This window comes from Campylobacter concisus (genome assembly GCF_902460545.1).
GTDB lineage: Bacteria > Campylobacterota > Campylobacteria > Campylobacterales > Campylobacteraceae > Campylobacter_A > Campylobacter_A concisus_AE.
Genome location: NZ_CABPUE010000007.1, coordinates 124,509 through 140,062, shown reverse-complemented (window position 1 = coordinate 140,062; position 15,554 = coordinate 124,509). Strand labels below are relative to the sequence as shown.

The 15,554-nt window shown below is 40.2% G+C and carries 13 protein-coding genes and 2 rRNA genes; 4 read left to right on the top strand and 11 right to left on the bottom strand.

The annotated features are described in order from the left end of the window. Positions 1–69 precede the first annotated feature (69 nt). The 5 genes from FZ949_RS05950 to FZ949_RS05930 form a co-directional block, all read right to left on the bottom strand. A complete protein-coding gene (locus FZ949_RS05950; RefSeq protein ID WP_103579425.1) occupies positions 70–1,203 on the bottom strand; it encodes a glycerate kinase family protein in 1,134 nt (377 codons plus the stop codon). Beyond that, positions 1,200–2,594 carry a GntP family permease gene (locus FZ949_RS05945; protein ID WP_103579424.1) on the bottom strand — a complete coding sequence of 465 codons (1,395 nt, stop codon included), beginning with the start codon at positions 2,592–2,594 and terminating at the stop codon, positions 1,200–1,202. The genes FZ949_RS05950 and FZ949_RS05945 overlap by 4 nt, the downstream gene beginning before the upstream one ends. 166 nt (positions 2,595–2,760) lie before the next feature. Then, a complete protein-coding gene (locus FZ949_RS05940; RefSeq protein ID WP_234400095.1) occupies positions 2,761–3,729 on the bottom strand; it encodes a phospholipase A in 969 nt (322 codons plus the stop codon). Then, positions 3,719–4,294, bottom strand: a complete 576-nt coding sequence (locus tag FZ949_RS05935; RefSeq protein ID WP_103579423.1) for a molybdenum cofactor guanylyltransferase — start codon at positions 4,292–4,294, stop codon at positions 3,719–3,721. The genes FZ949_RS05940 and FZ949_RS05935 overlap by 11 nt, the downstream gene beginning before the upstream one ends. 105 nt (positions 4,295–4,399) lie before the next feature. Further along, on the bottom strand, positions 4,400–4,888 hold the full coding sequence (locus tag FZ949_RS05930; RefSeq protein ID WP_103579422.1) for a DUF7832 domain-containing protein: 489 nt from the start codon (positions 4,886–4,888) through the stop codon (positions 4,400–4,402). A gap of 128 nt (positions 4,889–5,016) precedes the next feature. Here FZ949_RS05930 and FZ949_RS05925 point away from each other — a divergent pair, with 128 nt between their 5' ends. Further along, positions 5,017–5,274: a SemiSWEET family transporter gene (locus FZ949_RS05925; protein WP_021091682.1), complete on the top strand. Its 258-nt coding sequence runs from the start codon at positions 5,017–5,019 to the stop codon at positions 5,272–5,274. Between the two features lie 66 nt (positions 5,275–5,340). On the opposite strand, the gene FZ949_RS05920 is transcribed toward FZ949_RS05925, so the two are convergent. From FZ949_RS05920 to FZ949_RS05910, 3 genes are all read right to left on the bottom strand, one after another. Further along, a complete protein-coding gene (locus FZ949_RS05920) occupies positions 5,341–5,664 on the bottom strand; it encodes a hypothetical protein (RefSeq protein ID WP_141089811.1) in 324 nt (107 codons plus the stop codon). Positions 5,665–5,819: 155 nt separating this feature from the next. Then, complete coding sequence (leuC, locus tag FZ949_RS05915) at positions 5,820–7,085, bottom strand: 3-isopropylmalate dehydratase large subunit (RefSeq protein WP_103579420.1); 1,266 nt, start codon at positions 7,083–7,085, stop codon at positions 5,820–5,822. An 84-nt stretch (positions 7,086–7,169) separates the two neighbouring features. Then, positions 7,170–9,284 (bottom strand): TonB-dependent siderophore receptor, encoded by a 2,115-nt coding sequence (locus FZ949_RS05910; protein WP_103579419.1) that lies wholly within the window; start codon positions 9,282–9,284, stop codon positions 7,170–7,172. Positions 9,285–9,467: 183 nt separating this feature from the next. Here FZ949_RS05910 and FZ949_RS05905 point away from each other — a divergent pair, with 183 nt between their 5' ends. The 3 genes from FZ949_RS05905 to FZ949_RS09430 are packed head-to-tail and all read left to right on the top strand — an operon-like array spanning position 9,468 to position 11,451. Beyond that, entirely contained in the window at positions 9,468–10,841 is a 1,374-nt protein-coding gene (locus FZ949_RS05905; RefSeq protein WP_234401487.1) for an NFACT RNA binding domain-containing protein, read from the top strand. A gap of 2 nt (positions 10,842–10,843) precedes the next feature. Continuing rightward, complete coding sequence (locus FZ949_RS05900; RefSeq protein WP_021091672.1) at positions 10,844–11,188, top strand: hypothetical protein; 345 nt, start codon at positions 10,844–10,846, stop codon at positions 11,186–11,188. Next, positions 11,185–11,451: an Rrf2 family transcriptional regulator gene (locus FZ949_RS09430; protein ID WP_222862784.1), complete on the top strand. Its 267-nt coding sequence runs from the start codon at positions 11,185–11,187 to the stop codon at positions 11,449–11,451. The genes FZ949_RS05900 and FZ949_RS09430 overlap by 4 nt, the downstream gene beginning before the upstream one ends. Before the next feature lie 147 nt (positions 11,452–11,598). Here the strand turns inward: FZ949_RS09430 and FZ949_RS09780 are convergent, their stop codons facing one another. The 3 genes from FZ949_RS09780 to FZ949_RS05885 all read right to left on the bottom strand — a co-directional run bounded on the left by FZ949_RS09780 (position 11,599) and on the right by FZ949_RS05885 (position 15,419). After that, complete coding sequence (locus FZ949_RS09780) at positions 11,599–12,042, bottom strand: ComEA family DNA-binding protein (protein ID WP_103580162.1); 444 nt, start codon at positions 12,040–12,042, stop codon at positions 11,599–11,601. 221 nt (positions 12,043–12,263) lie between these two features. Continuing rightward, positions 12,264–12,382 (bottom strand): 5S ribosomal RNA (rrf, locus tag FZ949_RS05890). Between the two features lie 133 nt (positions 12,383–12,515). Further along, positions 12,516–15,419: ribosomal RNA gene (locus FZ949_RS05885) — 23S ribosomal RNA — on the bottom strand. Between the last annotated feature and the right edge of the window lie 135 nt (positions 15,420–15,554).

Here is a 15,554-nt window from a genome sequence, read left to right as displayed (position 1 = left end):
AGAATTTGGATAGTAAAATTTAGAAAGAAGTGGGAAAAAGATAGAAAATAAACTTCTATCTTTTTAAAATTATGCTTTATGGTTTAGCATATAAAGGCGAATGACTTGCTCCGCTGTCATCTTTAAATTTCTAATCGCGACATCTTTTCTCATAGCTTCTTCAAGACTCACTGGCTCATTTAATATACAAAAATAGGCATCAATCCCATTTTTGTGGCAATCTTTGGCACATTTTTGCACGCTTCCAGCAAATGCGATCACTGGCTTATGATACTTTTTGGCTAGTTTTGCAACCCCAGTTGGTGTCTTGCCCATTGAGCTTTGAAAGTCCATACGGCCTTCACCAGTGATGACTAGATCAGCCTTTTTGATCTCGTCTTCAAGTGCAATAGTCTGCGTAATGATCTCAATACCTGGTCGAAGTTTCGCTCCCAAAAATGCCACGAATGCAAAGCCAAGTCCGCCAGCGGCACCAGCGCCTTTTTGTGTGTGAAATTTACTATTAGTCTTTTCCTTTACAAGAGTTGCAAAGTGTTTTAGCCCATCATCAAGCTCTTTTACCATACGGCCATTTGCACCCTTTTGAGGGGCATAAACATGGGCTGCTCCATTCATGCCATAAAGAGGATTGTCTACATCGCAGGCGATTAAAAATTCGCAATCCTTTAGCTCTTTTAGCGCCTCTTCATCTATAAACTCACAAATTTTGGCTAAATTCTCGCCTTTTCCTTCAAGTAAAGCACCATCTTTATCATAAAATTTAAAGCCAAGTGCGCTAAGCATGCCTGTACCAGCGTCATTTGTCGCACTTCCACCGATGCCAATGATAAATTTTCTAGCACCTTTAGCAATGGCATCTTTTATCATCTGACCAAAGCCAAATGTACTAGTTTTTAGTGGATTTCTCTCATCTGGATTTATGAGTGTAAGGCCAGAAGCACTTGACATTTCAAGTATTGCAAGGTCATCTTTTAGTGCATATCTAGCTAAAATTTCAATTCCAAGTGGATTTTTAACTATCGTATCTATAAATTTCGCACCAAGTGCATCAGCCATCGCCTCTACACTACCCTCGCCACCATCTGCAATAGGCTTGACAACGACCTCGCAGCCAATCTCTTCTAGTCCTTCTTTTACAGCAAGGCCCGCTTCAAGCGAGCTAAGCGAGCCTTTTAATGAATCAATCGCAACTAAAATTCTCATAAAAGCACCAAAGATAATATGTAAACGCTAATTATACCAACGATGCCCATTATAAACGTCATAGCCGTTTGTGTGCGATATCCTTGTTCTGCGCTCATCTTGCTAAAATTTGTCACAACCCAGAAGTAGCTGTCATTTGCATGAGATACGCACATCGCACCAGATGCTATCGCCATGACGCAAAGTGCAGCCGAAAGCTCGGTCGTAAAGCCAAGTGTTTGCATGAGTGAGTTGTCGGCACTAAACGCACCCATGATAGACGCTGTCGTGATGATAGCCACGGTCGAGCTTCCTTGAGCGGTTTTTAGTACGGCTGAGATGATGAATGGGAAGAAAATTCCTATCGCTTTTATGGCGGTTGCGTTTTCTTTTATGAAATTTACAAAGCCGGCCTCAGTGATGACATTACCCAAAACACCGCCAGCTGCTGTGATAAAGAGTATCGGTCCAGCGATCTTTAAAGATTCGTTCGTGATGTGGTCAAATTCTCTTATCTTTCTGGCTTCTACTAATAAAAATACGCAAAAGATCACGCCGATTGCAAGAGCAATGATAGGGTTTCCTAAAAATAAAAGTATCTTTGGTAAGAGAGCCGTTTTATCAAACATGCCTTGTTTTGCTAAAACATCGACAATAGAGCCAATCGCCATAAAAATGATAGGCATGATGATAGGAGCAAGGCTCAAAAATCCGCTAGGTAGCGTGCCAAATTTCTTTAAAAGATCTTCGTAACTAGCTGTGATAGTAGCGTCAGCATCTTTGTCGCTGATAGTCACGCTTTTGCCAACACTCTTTGAAAAGAAATAAACAGCTATCAACACAGGCACTGAAACGACTGTTCCCATGATGATGACAAGGAGCAGATTTCCGCCAAGACCAAGTGTTCCTGCAGCTGCTATTGGACCAGGAGTTGGCGGGATGAAGACGTGAGATGCGTATAGGCCGCCACTTAGAGCGACTGACATAGCGACTGGGCTTGCTGAAATTTTCTTATAAAGTGCCTCGCGAATAGAGTTTAAAACTACAAATCCACTATCACAAAATACCGGAATGCCAACAACCCAGCCCATGATGAGCATAGCAAGCTCTGGACGCTTTTGTCCGACTAGCTTAACAACCATATCAGCTAGCTTTAAAGCAGCTCCCGTTTTTTCAAGCACGGTACCGATGATCGTTCCAAAGATAATAACGATACCGATACTCTTGAATGTGCCACTAAAGCCGACACCTATCATCGCTGGGATCTTGGACAGATCGATGCCTGCGACGATCGCAAGAACCAAAGAAATGCTCATAAGTGCCAAGAATGGATGCACTTTTAGCTTAGAGATCATAACGATCATAAGTATGATGGCTACAACAAAACAGACAATTAGTGAGATTCCGCTCATAAAAACTCCTTTGCTCTGAGATTTTGCTTAAGATTTTAGCAAAATTTGCTTGTATTTTTTCTAATATTTTTAAGTTTTTTGATTAATTAAATTTTTTTGACATATTTGAGTAAATTTATGACTATTTGCCTAAATTTAGCCATTTTATAAGTTTAAAATTTTTAGCTTATTTTAAAATAACAAAACCAAGACCAAATTTATCAGTATGCCTATTATAATCAATCAAACTCTCGCCATATCCCGTAAAATACTGCAAATAGCCATAAACTCCGGTTGAGAAGATAGGAAACATATATGAAATTTCAGCAGCACCTTTATTTGTTTTATCAAAATGTAAGTTATTTCTTAGCATTAGGCTAAAAATGTGATCATTAAGGTTGTAGCTAAGCCTTACATCGCCATGCCCGATGTATTTTAATATATCTTTATTATCGCCCTTATTGCCCACTACCATCCAAGCTCTTGGCGAAATGCTAAGCTTGCCAAAAACAAAATCACTTTGCAAATAAGCTCTATTCCAGCTTCTTGAATTGCTACCATCTCGTCCATTTGACTCATGCAAAAGTCCAAATTTTAGGTTTTTTACACCTATTTGCTCCAAATATTTTGGCGAAGCAAAATTTAGAAAAATTTCTGGCTGATAGTTTGTCTCACGAAACGGCGCTGAAGTTCTTGTTATCTGCCACCAAGATGTCTGCGTGTAGGCTGCCACAAGGCTCTCTCTAAGTCCAAACAGGTCATAAAACAACGGCTTTGCAAGGCTTATTTGAAACTTAGTTTCAACACTTTTTCGCTCATCGTTTGGCACATTTTTAGCATAAGTTACTGGCAAAAGGTAGTTAAATTTATAAAGCTCGATACCAAGCGCATTTTGTAAATTTTTACCACTTTTATCTTCTCTTAAAAGATCGGCTTGCTTTAACTTTGCCTCTCTTGGTACTAGCTCACTTGCTTGCACATTTTGTATCGCTTCTTGCTCGTTTAAAGAGCCTTTGGCTAGCTCTTTATAAATTTGCATCGCAGCCTTTATGTCGCCACTTTGCTCCAGCTCTTGTGCTCTTTTAAAATCATCCAGCCCACTTGCCATCAAAAAACTAAGGCCAAGGCTTAAAAATAATAAAATTTTACTCATCATCTATCTTCTTTTCTTGGATTTTCTTTGCCATTTCGTATTCATCAGGGAAATTAACGTTAAAAAACTGCTCACTATCTTTAAAATTTACGACTTTGCATTTACAGCTTTTTCTCAAAAGTCCGATTTTATGCTCATTTTTTAAATAAAACTCATGAGCCAAAGTGGCAAGCCTTGGGCTAAAAAAACCACAAAGCGAGTGAATGTGCTCATTATCACTGGCCACGACCATGTCAAATTCATCTTTAAATTTAGCAAGCTCCTCTAAGCTTTTAAGATCAAAAAATGGCATATCAGCTGGTATCACAAAAATGCTATGATCAAAATTTTTAAGAATGGAGTAAAGTGCGAGCATTGGCGAATAGTTATCGTTATTTTCATCTTTTATAAGCTTTAGTGGCGGGCTAAATTTCTCAAATTTTGAGCTTACATAAACTTCGTCAAAAACTTTGCTAAATTTCGCAACCTCATAATGAGTAAGCGTCTTAAAACCACCAAATGGCAAAAGTGTCTTATCTTGCCCCATACGCGAGCTTTTGCCACCTGCTAAAATCACGCAAGTTTGCATCTTTTCCCTTAAGAAAGTTATGAGGCTAAATTTAGCTAAAAGCGGCTTTGATCTACCAAAAATATGTGATAAAAACTTATTTTTGTTTATACTACTTGTGAAATTTTAAGCCTGCTTTGCCTTTTTCATTGTTAAAAATTCCTCGTAGCGACGATCAATGATGGCTTTGATCAAGGCATAGTTTTCTTGTGAGTTTTCTATATAAAAATAGGCGTTATCAAAGTATTTTTCACCAAATTTTTTCGAAACAAAATCCGTATAATCCTGCAAATACCAACCATACATTTTGGCAAATTTTGTCCGATCAGTCGTATAGTAAGCTTTTGCAAAGGCTTTACCAGCAGTATTTAGCTCCGCGCTTCCAAGTACGCCGTCCATAGCATCAAAAAGATACTGACGATAGTTAAAATTTTCGTCCATCTGTGCTATATCGTCCGCAAAATCTGCCGCAAATTCCTTTGAATAAAATTTGTGTTCCATGCACCAGCGAAAGAAAAATGCAATGTGTGTCGCACCGTTTTCATGCGGTATATCAGTAGGCGCATCTTTCGCACCCCAGTGCCATTTTGCTTTGTCATATACTATATCTGGCATTTTTATCCTTTTAAAATGCTCAATTTTACTAAAACCATCTTAATCGCAGTAAAAATCATAGCTATTTTATCCATTTGCTTGCTATGATTAAAAAAAGATATAATGGCGCTTTTATTTAAGGAAAAGCAATGAGCGAAAAAAATCTACAAATTTTAGGCTGGATCGGCACATGCCTATCAGTTGTTATGTACTTTTCATACATCCCACAAATAATGGGTAACCTTGACGGCAACAAGACGCCTTTTATACAGCCACTAGCGGCTGCGCTAAACTGCACAATCTGGACAAGTTACGGTCTATTAAAAGCTAAAAAAGACTATCCACTTTCTGCTGCAAACTTTCCAGGTATAATCTTTGGTCTTTTGGCTACAATAACAGCGTTTTAATACGCTGATTTAGTTGTTGTGGCGATTTTACAATAAAACATTATTTGCTTCGCCGCAGCAACTAATTTATAGTGTTTGCGCTATTTTGGCTAACTTTTCTTTAATTATATTGCCTTTTGAGCTTAGTGAAAAGATCATTTGCACTAGCTCCTCAGTTGTTACCTCTATTCTTTTGTCATCACTATCTAAAGTTCTGAATTTGTTTATGATAAGCGGACCGAATTCTTGATATGTAGACATAAAATCCTTATAGCCATCTTGCAGTTCTGGTGCGTAAAAACTGATAAGCGAGTGTAATTTACCAATTTCAAATTTTGGATTTTCTATATTTAAATTTGGATTTATTAACAAAGCTACTTTGTAATGTATTCCCCCTAAAATATCCCCCAACTATAATAAACGCTTACTCTAGCTTTTGTCGCCTGAGTTTATATTTTTCTCTTTTTTCGTGTTTAGATTAGCGTACACCCATTGCGCACACATTGTTAGGACTGCACCGAGTATAATTTTTAATAAGTCAGATATCAAACTATCCATATTATTTTTTATAAGTCCCTTGGATCGGCGATTTTACCTGCTATGGCTGAGGCCGCTACAACTGCTGAGTTAGCCAGATAAATTTCACTCGTTCTATCGCCCATACGTCCTACGAAATTTCTATTTGTCGTCGAGATACAGCGCTCATTTGCACCTAAAATTCCCATATATCCGCCAAGACAAGCGCCACAAGTTGGATTGCTCACAACCGCTCCTGCTTCGATGAAAATGTCGATTAAGCCTTCTTTTTCGGCAGCTCTTGCGATCTTTTGCGTCGCTGGAGTGATGATGAGCCTTGTCTTGCGAGCTACTTTTTTGCCTTTTAAAATTTGTGCTGCGATACGTAGGTCGCTTAGACGGCCATTTGTGCATGAACCGATAAATGCTTGATCAATGGCTAAATCGTCGCGAACCGCTTGTCTTACGCTCTTGCCGTTGCTTGGCAAAAATGGATATGCGATGACTGGATCAAGATTGGTCACATCGATCTCTAAAATTTTGTCGTATTTTGCGCCCTCGTCTGAGTAGAAAAATTTTGGTTTATCACGTAAATTTTTATCTTTTAAAAACTCTTTTGTGATCTCATCAACCGCGATGATACCACTCTTTGCGCCCGCTTCGATCGCCATGTTACACATTGAAAATCTATCATCCATGTTAAGGCCCTCTATCACCTCGCCGCTAAACTCAAGCGCCTTGTAAAGTGCGCCGTCAACGCCTATTTGACGGATGATCTCAAGGATGAGGTCTTTGCCGTAGACGTGCTTATCAAGCTTGCCTTTAAAGACGACCTTGATACTCTCAGGCACTTTAAACCAGTTTTTGCCAGTGATCATTGCATAAGCTAGGTCGGTGCTACCCATGCCGGTGCTAAAGGCTCCAAGAGCTCCGTGCGTACAGGTGTGGCTGTCTGCACCGATGATGACGTCGCCTGGGATGACTAGCCCTTTTTCAGGTAAAAGCGCGTGCTCGATACCCATATCTTTTTCGTCAAAATAGTTTTTAAGGTCGTGTTTATAGGCAAATTCACGTGAAATTTTGGCTTGATTTGCGCTTAGGATGTCCTTTGTCGGGATGTAGTGGTCCATCACGATGGCAAAGCCGTCTGGGTTGGCTAGCTTTTTAGCACCACTTCGCTCAAACTGCTTGATCGAAATAGGCGTCGTGATGTCGTTACCTATGATCATATCGATCTTGCTTTCGATGATCTCTCCTGCGCCCACCTCTTTGCCAACGTGATCTGAAAATATTTTCTCGGTGATAGTTTGTTTCATAAATTTCCTTTAAATTTTTGAGGCGATTTTAACGAAAATTGCTAAATTTAAAGAAAATTTACTAAGCCAAAAGGCCTAGTAAATTTAGAATTTAACGCTAGCAGTCAGCATAAACTGGCGAGCATAGCCCGGTTGTATCGGTATGATATTAGCATCCGTACCAGTCGATGATGAGGTGTAGTATAGTTTATCGGTTAAGTTTTTGATGTTAAAGGCAAAATTCGTCTCGTAGCCCGCGATCTTGGTATCGTAGCTGATAAATGCGTCGTAAACGACCGCGTCGTCCATCTTAAAGCCCGTTCCTGCAGGCACGGCCGGTAAATTCGTCCTCATGTAGTAGGTGTACCATGAGCCAAAATACCTCGCTCCGCCGCCGATCCTTAGGCCTTTTACGCCTAGGTGGCTAAAGTCGTAGTTAGCAAACAAGCTGGCTTGGTGCTTTGGCGTAGCTTCTAGCGGTTTGCCCACTAGCACGGCAAACGCTCCGCTATCCTTGCGCACCTCGGTTTTAGTGTACGCGTAGCTAGCGCCCACGCTTAGCCCTTGTGTCACGCGGCCGTTAAAGTCAAACTCAAATCCTCTAGAACGCGCCTCGCCCACTGGCGTACTCACGCTATTTACGGTGCGCATGATATTTTTCTTATTGATATTAAAAACCGCCGCGCTAGCCGTTATGCTATCGTTTTGAAATTTAGTTCCAAGCTCGATGCTTTTGCCCTCTTCAGGCTTTATATCGCCGATATCGCCTTTCATAGCCATTTGCGGATTGAAACTTTGTGCGTAGTTGGTATAGACCGACCACTGAGGCGTTAGTAGATATAAAAGCCCAGTTTGCCACGTAAATTTGCCATCTTGCTGATCTGTGCTATTTGGCCCACTAGTTGTGCCGCGAGCTACTTGGTCGTAGTATTCATACCTAGTTCCTAAAGAATAGATCAAGTTTTCAGTTAAATTTATGCTATCTTGTGCGTAAAATCCGATCGTTCTTAGCTTTTGATACTGGATGCTCGACTCCCTGGCAGTTGGTAGTCCTACTCTTCCATAGATAGGATGATATATGTTTATGCTTAAGTGGCTACCCGTATCTTTTAGGCCACCTGGTCTATAGCGGTAGTACTCCTTTGCGTCGATGCCAAAGAGTAAGTTATGCTCTATCTCGCCAGTTTTAACATAGCCGTTTAAATTTAACGATCCAGCATGCGTGCGGTGGATAAATCCGTCATACGCCTCGTTTCGTCTAGCCGCAACGCCCGTGTTTAAATTTACGTTCATTAGCCTTATGTGTCCGTACTCGTGCTTTGAGCGAGAAAATGCATAAGCACCCTTTAGTAGCCAGTTTTCGCCGAGATTTTTCTCGAAATTTACATCTAGCGTGTCAAGCTTTGTTTTTAGCTTATTAAATGGCTCGTCAAGGCGTCTTTTCTTATCTATCGGCAGTAGCTTGCCAGTGCTTGGAATGAGATACATGCCTCGGTCAATCGGATCGGTCGAGCGTGTGTGCGCATAAGCCAAATTTATGCGATAATCATCGCCTTTATACGAAAGTGAGGGTGCAAAGAGAACATTTTTATATTCGCCAAACTCTCTCCAGTAGTCCTTTTGCATAGTATCAAATATAAATCTATATGCAAACCCACTCTCTGCAATAGGTCCTGTGGTGTCAAAGCCTGTATTCCAGTAGTTGCGGTTGCCGATGCCCGCCCAAATTTCGTTTGAGAAGTCGTATTTTGGCTTTTTGGTGACCATATTTATGATGCCGCCAGGTTCTTGCGCGCCGTAGAGCAAGCTAGCCGGGCCTTTTAGTACCTCGACGCTTTCTACGGTTTTGTTAAAGCTATGCATGACGCTAGCAGGCACCCCGTTTCGCATGATCGAGCCGTCGCGTCCACCGCCAAATCCCCTTTTTATGATCGAGTCAAAGATGCCGCCCGTGGTGTTGCCGTAGCTAACGCCACTCACGTTTTGAAGGCTCTCAGCTAGGGTCTCTGGCTTTTTATCCTTTAGCTGCTGCTGGGTTACAACGTTTACCGTCTGCGGGATCTCAAGAATTGGCGTATTTGTCTTGCCCACCTCACTCGTTGTGGCTCTGTAACCATCGTCTGCGCTATCTTCTACACTGATCCCATCCAAGCTTACATCAGTAGCATTTAAAGCAGAAATAGCAAAACAAAGCACCGCACTAATGCGAAATTTATTCATTTATCATCCCTTAAAGAAAATTTAATATTATAAAAATAGTTATCATTATATAAAAATATATTTTAAATTTTTATGAAAAAAATTTACGAAAAATTTATATTTTAGTAACATTACAAATAAAACATTTGGAAAAATTAAACATGGATCAGAAAACAGATTTTTACTATTCTGTCACAAAAAGCGATGAAGCTTTTGTTAAAACATTTTTGCAACATTTCTGATATAATCGCTAGCATGAAGTACGCACATTTAGTTCAAATAGCAAGTTATTTATCAAATTTTACAAAGATAATCCAAGCAAAACGCATTAATGATATGGCTATTTTGATCGAATTTAATGGCGAAAAGATCATCTTTGATCTAAACAAATCAAACTCTGCTATCTACAAAGATGACGAGCTAAAAGAAGCAAAAATTTATCAAGCACCTTTTGATAATGTGCTAAAAAAGCGCTTTAATGCCTCGCATATAAAAAGCGTTGAGTGCTTGAAAGATAATAGGATTTTAAAATTTATCTGCACGCAAAGCGGCTCATATAAAAGTGAAAATTTTGTGCTTTATCTTGAATTTACTGGGCGCTTTACAAATGCTGTAATAACCGATGAAAACAACGTAATAATCGAGGCGTTAAGACACATCGATAATAGCTACCGCAAAATAGAAACTGGCGAAGTTTTAAGAGAGCTTACAGCTATCACTATCAAGGAAAAACCGTGCGAGCCCATAACTGACTTTAAGGCGTTTTTTAGAAGTGAAGCGGCCAGAGTAAATGAGTCTAGGATAGCTGGCTTAAAAGAGGCGAAGCTTACAAGCGTACAAAAAAAGATAGGTAGCATGAGCGAAATTTTAAACTCACTTGAAGACAAAGATGAGCTGATGAGAAAGAGTGAAGAAGCTGCGAATTTAGGATCGCTTTTGCTTGCAAATCTGGGAAATTTTAAGGGCTATGAGAGGGAAATTTGCCTGAAAGATTTTGATGGCAACGAGATAAAATTAACCCTTAGCGATACACCAAAAAATAGTGCAAATGAATTTTATACAAGATCAAAAAAGCTTCGCGCAAAAGCCCTTGGCGTGGAGATAGAAAAGAGAAATTTAAGCGAAAAGATCGAGTTTTTTGAAGGATTAAAATCTCTTTTAAAAGAAGCGAACAGTCTTTATGAGCTTGAAATTTTAAGCCCAAAAAACAAGGCAAAACAAAGAGAACGCCACGTAAAAGACGTGAGTGAAAATACCGAAATTTTTTACGTTAGAGAATTTAAAATACTAGTTGGTAGAAATGAAAAAGGCAATATAAATTTGCTTGACCTTGCCAAAAAAGACGATATATGGTTACATCTAAAGGATACCCCAAGCGCTCACGTTATTATCAAGACAAACAAGAGCAAGGTACCCGAAGATGTGCTAAAAATGGCAGCTAAATTCTGCGTAGAATTTAGCGTAAAGGGAGCTGGCAGATACGAGGTGGACTACACTAAGCGTGAAAATTTAAAACGTGAAAACGGCGCAAATGTCACTTATACGAACTATAAAACTATCATCATAAATAAAGGCTAAAAATGGCTGTAACACCTTTAGGAAATAGTAACTTTATAAATCAAAATGCTCCGGTGGTATCGCAAGTACATGCAAATCAACAAGCTAGATTTGATATGCAGTCTTTAATGGCAGCTGAGCTTGCCTCGCAACAAAGTGAAGAGATCAAAGAGGTGCGTCCGATGGAAGAGTCTTATAAAATAGACCCTGAAAAGGAACATGAACGCCAAAAAAATGAAGAAGAGGCAAGTGAGTTTGAGAGCAAAAAACAAAATTCAAGAGATAGTGACGAGGAAAATTTGGATAATATAGCAGATAATGAGGAAATAGTGCCTAGCGAACATCATATGCTTGACATAACTATTTGATACCTAAGCACCCCAGCCCCACAAACGCCACATCTCAAGTCAGTGATACTCCCCAACACCTAACCCTCCTTCAAATTTTTAACGCAGTAAATGATAAAGAAAAACTTTTTAAGATCCACTCTGACTCACCTAAAGCCTGCCCGCTTGGTGGCAAGATTGAAGGCCTCTTAACCACCCCTCTCCTAAAAGCACAAGAAGCTTTAGAGGATAGTTTAAGGAGTATTACTTTACAAGATCTATTAGATGAGCTTATTAATTTATAAAATTTAAAAAATAGGCAAACTAGGTTATAGAATTAAAAAGTAGGCAGATATATAAAAACCAATCTATTTTATTTATTAGGAACGCTATGCGCTCCTAACTATTTTTGTGTATCTCTGTGTAAGAATTTTTATAAATTTCTAGATTTATTACTCTTTGCTTTTCTCTTTTTTAGCTTTACTCTTTTGTGCTTTATCTTTAAGCTTTTCTTTCTTATCTTTTATCTCTTTTATATTATCATCTTTAGCACTATCTTTTTTCTCTTTTACTTCATCACTCTTTTTACTTACCTTTTCTTTTATCTCATCTTTTTTAGATTTTATTTTAGATTTTGTGTCATCTATCTTTGTAGTGCCTGATACTGATATATCTGATTTTAAATTTTCAAATGTCTTATCACCTATACCATTTACATTTTTTATGTCTTCTATTGAGTTAAATTTATTTGCTTTTCTATACTCTATTATTGCATCTGCCTTTGAAGATCCTATGCCATCTAAACTCATTAACTCTTCTTTTGTGGCGGTGTTTAAATTTATGGCTGCTAGTAATGTAGAAGCTGCTGCTAATAGTGAGAATATAATCTTTTTCATTTTTGTCCTTTTTGGGTAAATTTGGGTTTGGAGTCTATCATATTTGGTGTTTTTAGTCAACACTCGTATAAAAGCATAAGCTAAAAGATATTTAAAACATAAAGATAAAAGTCTAATTATTTAAGAATATAAATAAATTTTAGATTTGATATTTTGTTATAAATTAAGAAATAATATTTTAAAAGATAATTGTTTAGATAAAGAACATTAAAAATTAACAAAGCCCGCAACGACCTACTTTTCCAACATCCCAGTAAGGGAGAGTATCATCAGCCAGGACGAGCTTAGCTTCTTGGTTCGAGATGGAGCAAGGCGTTTCCTCGTCTGTATAGTCACGGGCAGTGTTAAATAAAAGATATATCATATAAATCTCTTATTTAACACTACTTGATAAAGTTAAAAGTCATAAACAAAGTTTTATAAAAACATATCTTATTAAGTTTTTATCCTTAACAAGGAAGTGATGCTTATTAAAAGATAAGCAGACGAGCTATTAGTACTGGTCAGCTAAAGGACTTTCATCCATTACACACCCAGCCTATCAAACACATAGTCTATATGAGCTCTTAAAAGAAGATTCATCTTGGAGTTGGCTTCCTGCTTAGATGCTTTCAGCAGTTATCACATCCCAACATAGCTACCGAGCGGTGCTCTTGGCAGAACAACTCGTACACCAGTGGTTGGTTCGACCCGGTCCTCTCGTACTAGGGTCAACTCTCCTCAATCTTCTTGCGCCCACGGCAGATAGGGACCGAACTGTCTCACGACGTTCTGAACCCAGCTCGCGTACCGCTTTAAATGGCGAACAGCCATACCCTTGGGACCTGCTCCAGCCCCAGGATGCGATGAGCCGACATCGAGGTGCCAAACCTCCCCGTCGATGTGAGCTCTTGGGGGAGATCAGCCTGTTATCCCCGGGGTACCTTTTATCCTTTGAGCGATGGCCCTTCCACACAGAACCACCGGATCACTAAGACCGACTTTCGTCTCTGCTTGACGTGTATGTCTTGCAGTTAAGCTGGCTTATGCCTTTATACTCTACGAACGATTTCCAACCGTTCTGAGCCAACCTTTGTAAGCCTCCGTTACATTTTGGGAGGCGACCGCCCCAGTCAAACTACCCACCAGACATTGTCCTACTTGAGGATAACTCAAGCTAGTTAGCTATCAGAATAAAAAAGAGTGGTATCTCAACAACGGCTCACCATAAACTGGCGTCTATGGATCAAAGCCTCCCACCTATCCTGCACATTTTTATCCCAATAGCAGTGTCAAGCTGTAGTAAAGGTCCACGGGGTCTTTCCGTCTTGCCGCGGGTAGGAGGAATTTTCACCTCCACTACAATTTCACTGGATCCCTCTTCGAGACAGCTCCCATCTCGTTACGCCATTCATGCAGGTCGATATTTAATCGACAAGGAATTTCGCTACCTTAGGACCGTTATAGTTACGGCCGCCGTTTACTCGGGCTTCGATCAAACGCTTCGCAGAGCTAACGTCATCAATTAACCTTCGAGCACCGGGCAGGCGTCACACCCTATACATCCTCTTACGAGTTAGCAGAGTGCTGTGTTTTTGGTAAACAGTCGGGAGGGACTCTTTGTTGTAACCTTCAATGCTTACGGAGTAAATCCTTCACAAAGTTAGGCACACCTTATACCGAAGATACGGTGCTATTTTGCAGAGTTCCTTGAAGAGAGTTCTTCCACGCGCCTTAGAATACTCATCCCACCCACCTGTGTCGGTTTACGGTACGGGCAACTATAACTAAACTTAGAAACTTTTCTTGGCTCGACAGTATCGGCAATTCGCTATCCATTCCGAAGAACTTCAAACGCCTATGGGGTCTCGGCTTAAAAAGATCCGGATTTGCCTGGATCTTAACCTACACCTTTCGACTAGCACTACCATCCGCTAGCTTGCTTAACTCTAAGCGTCCTTCCATCGCACATTATAGTTGGCATTGGAATATTAACCAATTTTCCATCGCATACCCCTTTCGGACTTTGCTTAGGACCCGGCTAACCCTACGATGACGAGCATCGCGTAGGAAACCTTGGGTTTACGGCGTTGGGGATTCTCACCCCAATTATCGCTACTCATGCCTGCATGCTCACTTGTATTCGCTCCAGCACTCCTTACCGGTATACCTTCAACGCAAATACAACGCTCTCCTACCACTTAGTAAAACTAAGTCTAAAGCTTCGGTACTCATTTTAGCCCCGTTATATTTTCCGCGCAGAATCACTAGACCAGTGAGCTATTACGCTTTCTTTAAAGGATGGCTGCTTCTAAGCCAACCTCCTGGTTGTTTAAGTAACTCCACATCGTTTTCCACTTAAATGAGATTTAGGGACCTTAGCTGTTAGTCTGGGTTGTTCCCCTCTCGACGACGGATTTTATCACTCGCCGCCTGACTGCCATGATTACACACTAGGTATTCGGAGTTTGATAGGGTTTGGTACATTGGTGTATGCCCTAGCCCATTCAGTGCTCTACCCCCTAGTGTTACTACATGACGCTATACCTAAATATATTTCGGAGAGAACCAGCTATCACGATGTTTGATTGGCCTTTCACCCCTATCCACAAGTCATCCCATAGCTTTTCAACGCTAGCGGGTTCGGTCCTCCACCGGCTCTTACACCGGTTTCAACCTGCTCATGGATAGATCACATCGTTTCGGGTCTGCAACGTCTGACTAAACGCCCTATTAAGACTTGCTTTCGCTACGGCTCCGGGTTTCCTTAACCTTGCCAGACATCACAACTCGCAGGCTCATTATGCAAAAGGCAGTCCATCACCCTGATAAATCATAGGGCTCTGAATGATTGTAAGCAAATGGTTTCAGGTTCTATTTCACTCTGATCACCTCAGTTCTTTTCACCTTTCCCTCACGGTACTTGTGCACTATCGGTCTAGTAGTAGTATTTAGGGTTGGATAGTGGTCTACCCAGCTTCAGACAGAATATCACGTGTTCCGCCCTACTCAGGATACTGCTAAGTAAAACAAAGCTTTCATATACGGGAGTATCACCCTCTATGCTTAATCTTTCCAGATTATTCTATTAGCTAAGTTTAGTCTATATTGCAGTCCTACAACCCCGTTAGTAAACTAACGGTTTGCCCTCTTACGCGTTCGCTCGCCGCTACTAGCGTAATCTCTTTTGATTTCTTTTCCTGAGGGTACTAAGATGTTTCAATTCCCCTCGTTCGCTCCATATTAGGTAGTTAAGCTCGCGCTTAACTGGGTTGCCCCATTCAGAAATTCCCGGATCAAAGCCCCTTGACGGCTCCCCGAGACTTATCGCAGCCTGGCACGTCTTTCATCGCCTCTACTAGCCAAGGCATCCACCACTTGCTCTTTGTAGCTTACCTTTTCTATATTAGATTATTCTAATTCGCATCACTTCCTTGTTAAAGATAACTTTATGTTACTATATTTAAATTCTAGCTCTCAAGACGGAAAGCATTGACTACTATTTAGATAAGCTTTAAATCCTAAATAGATTG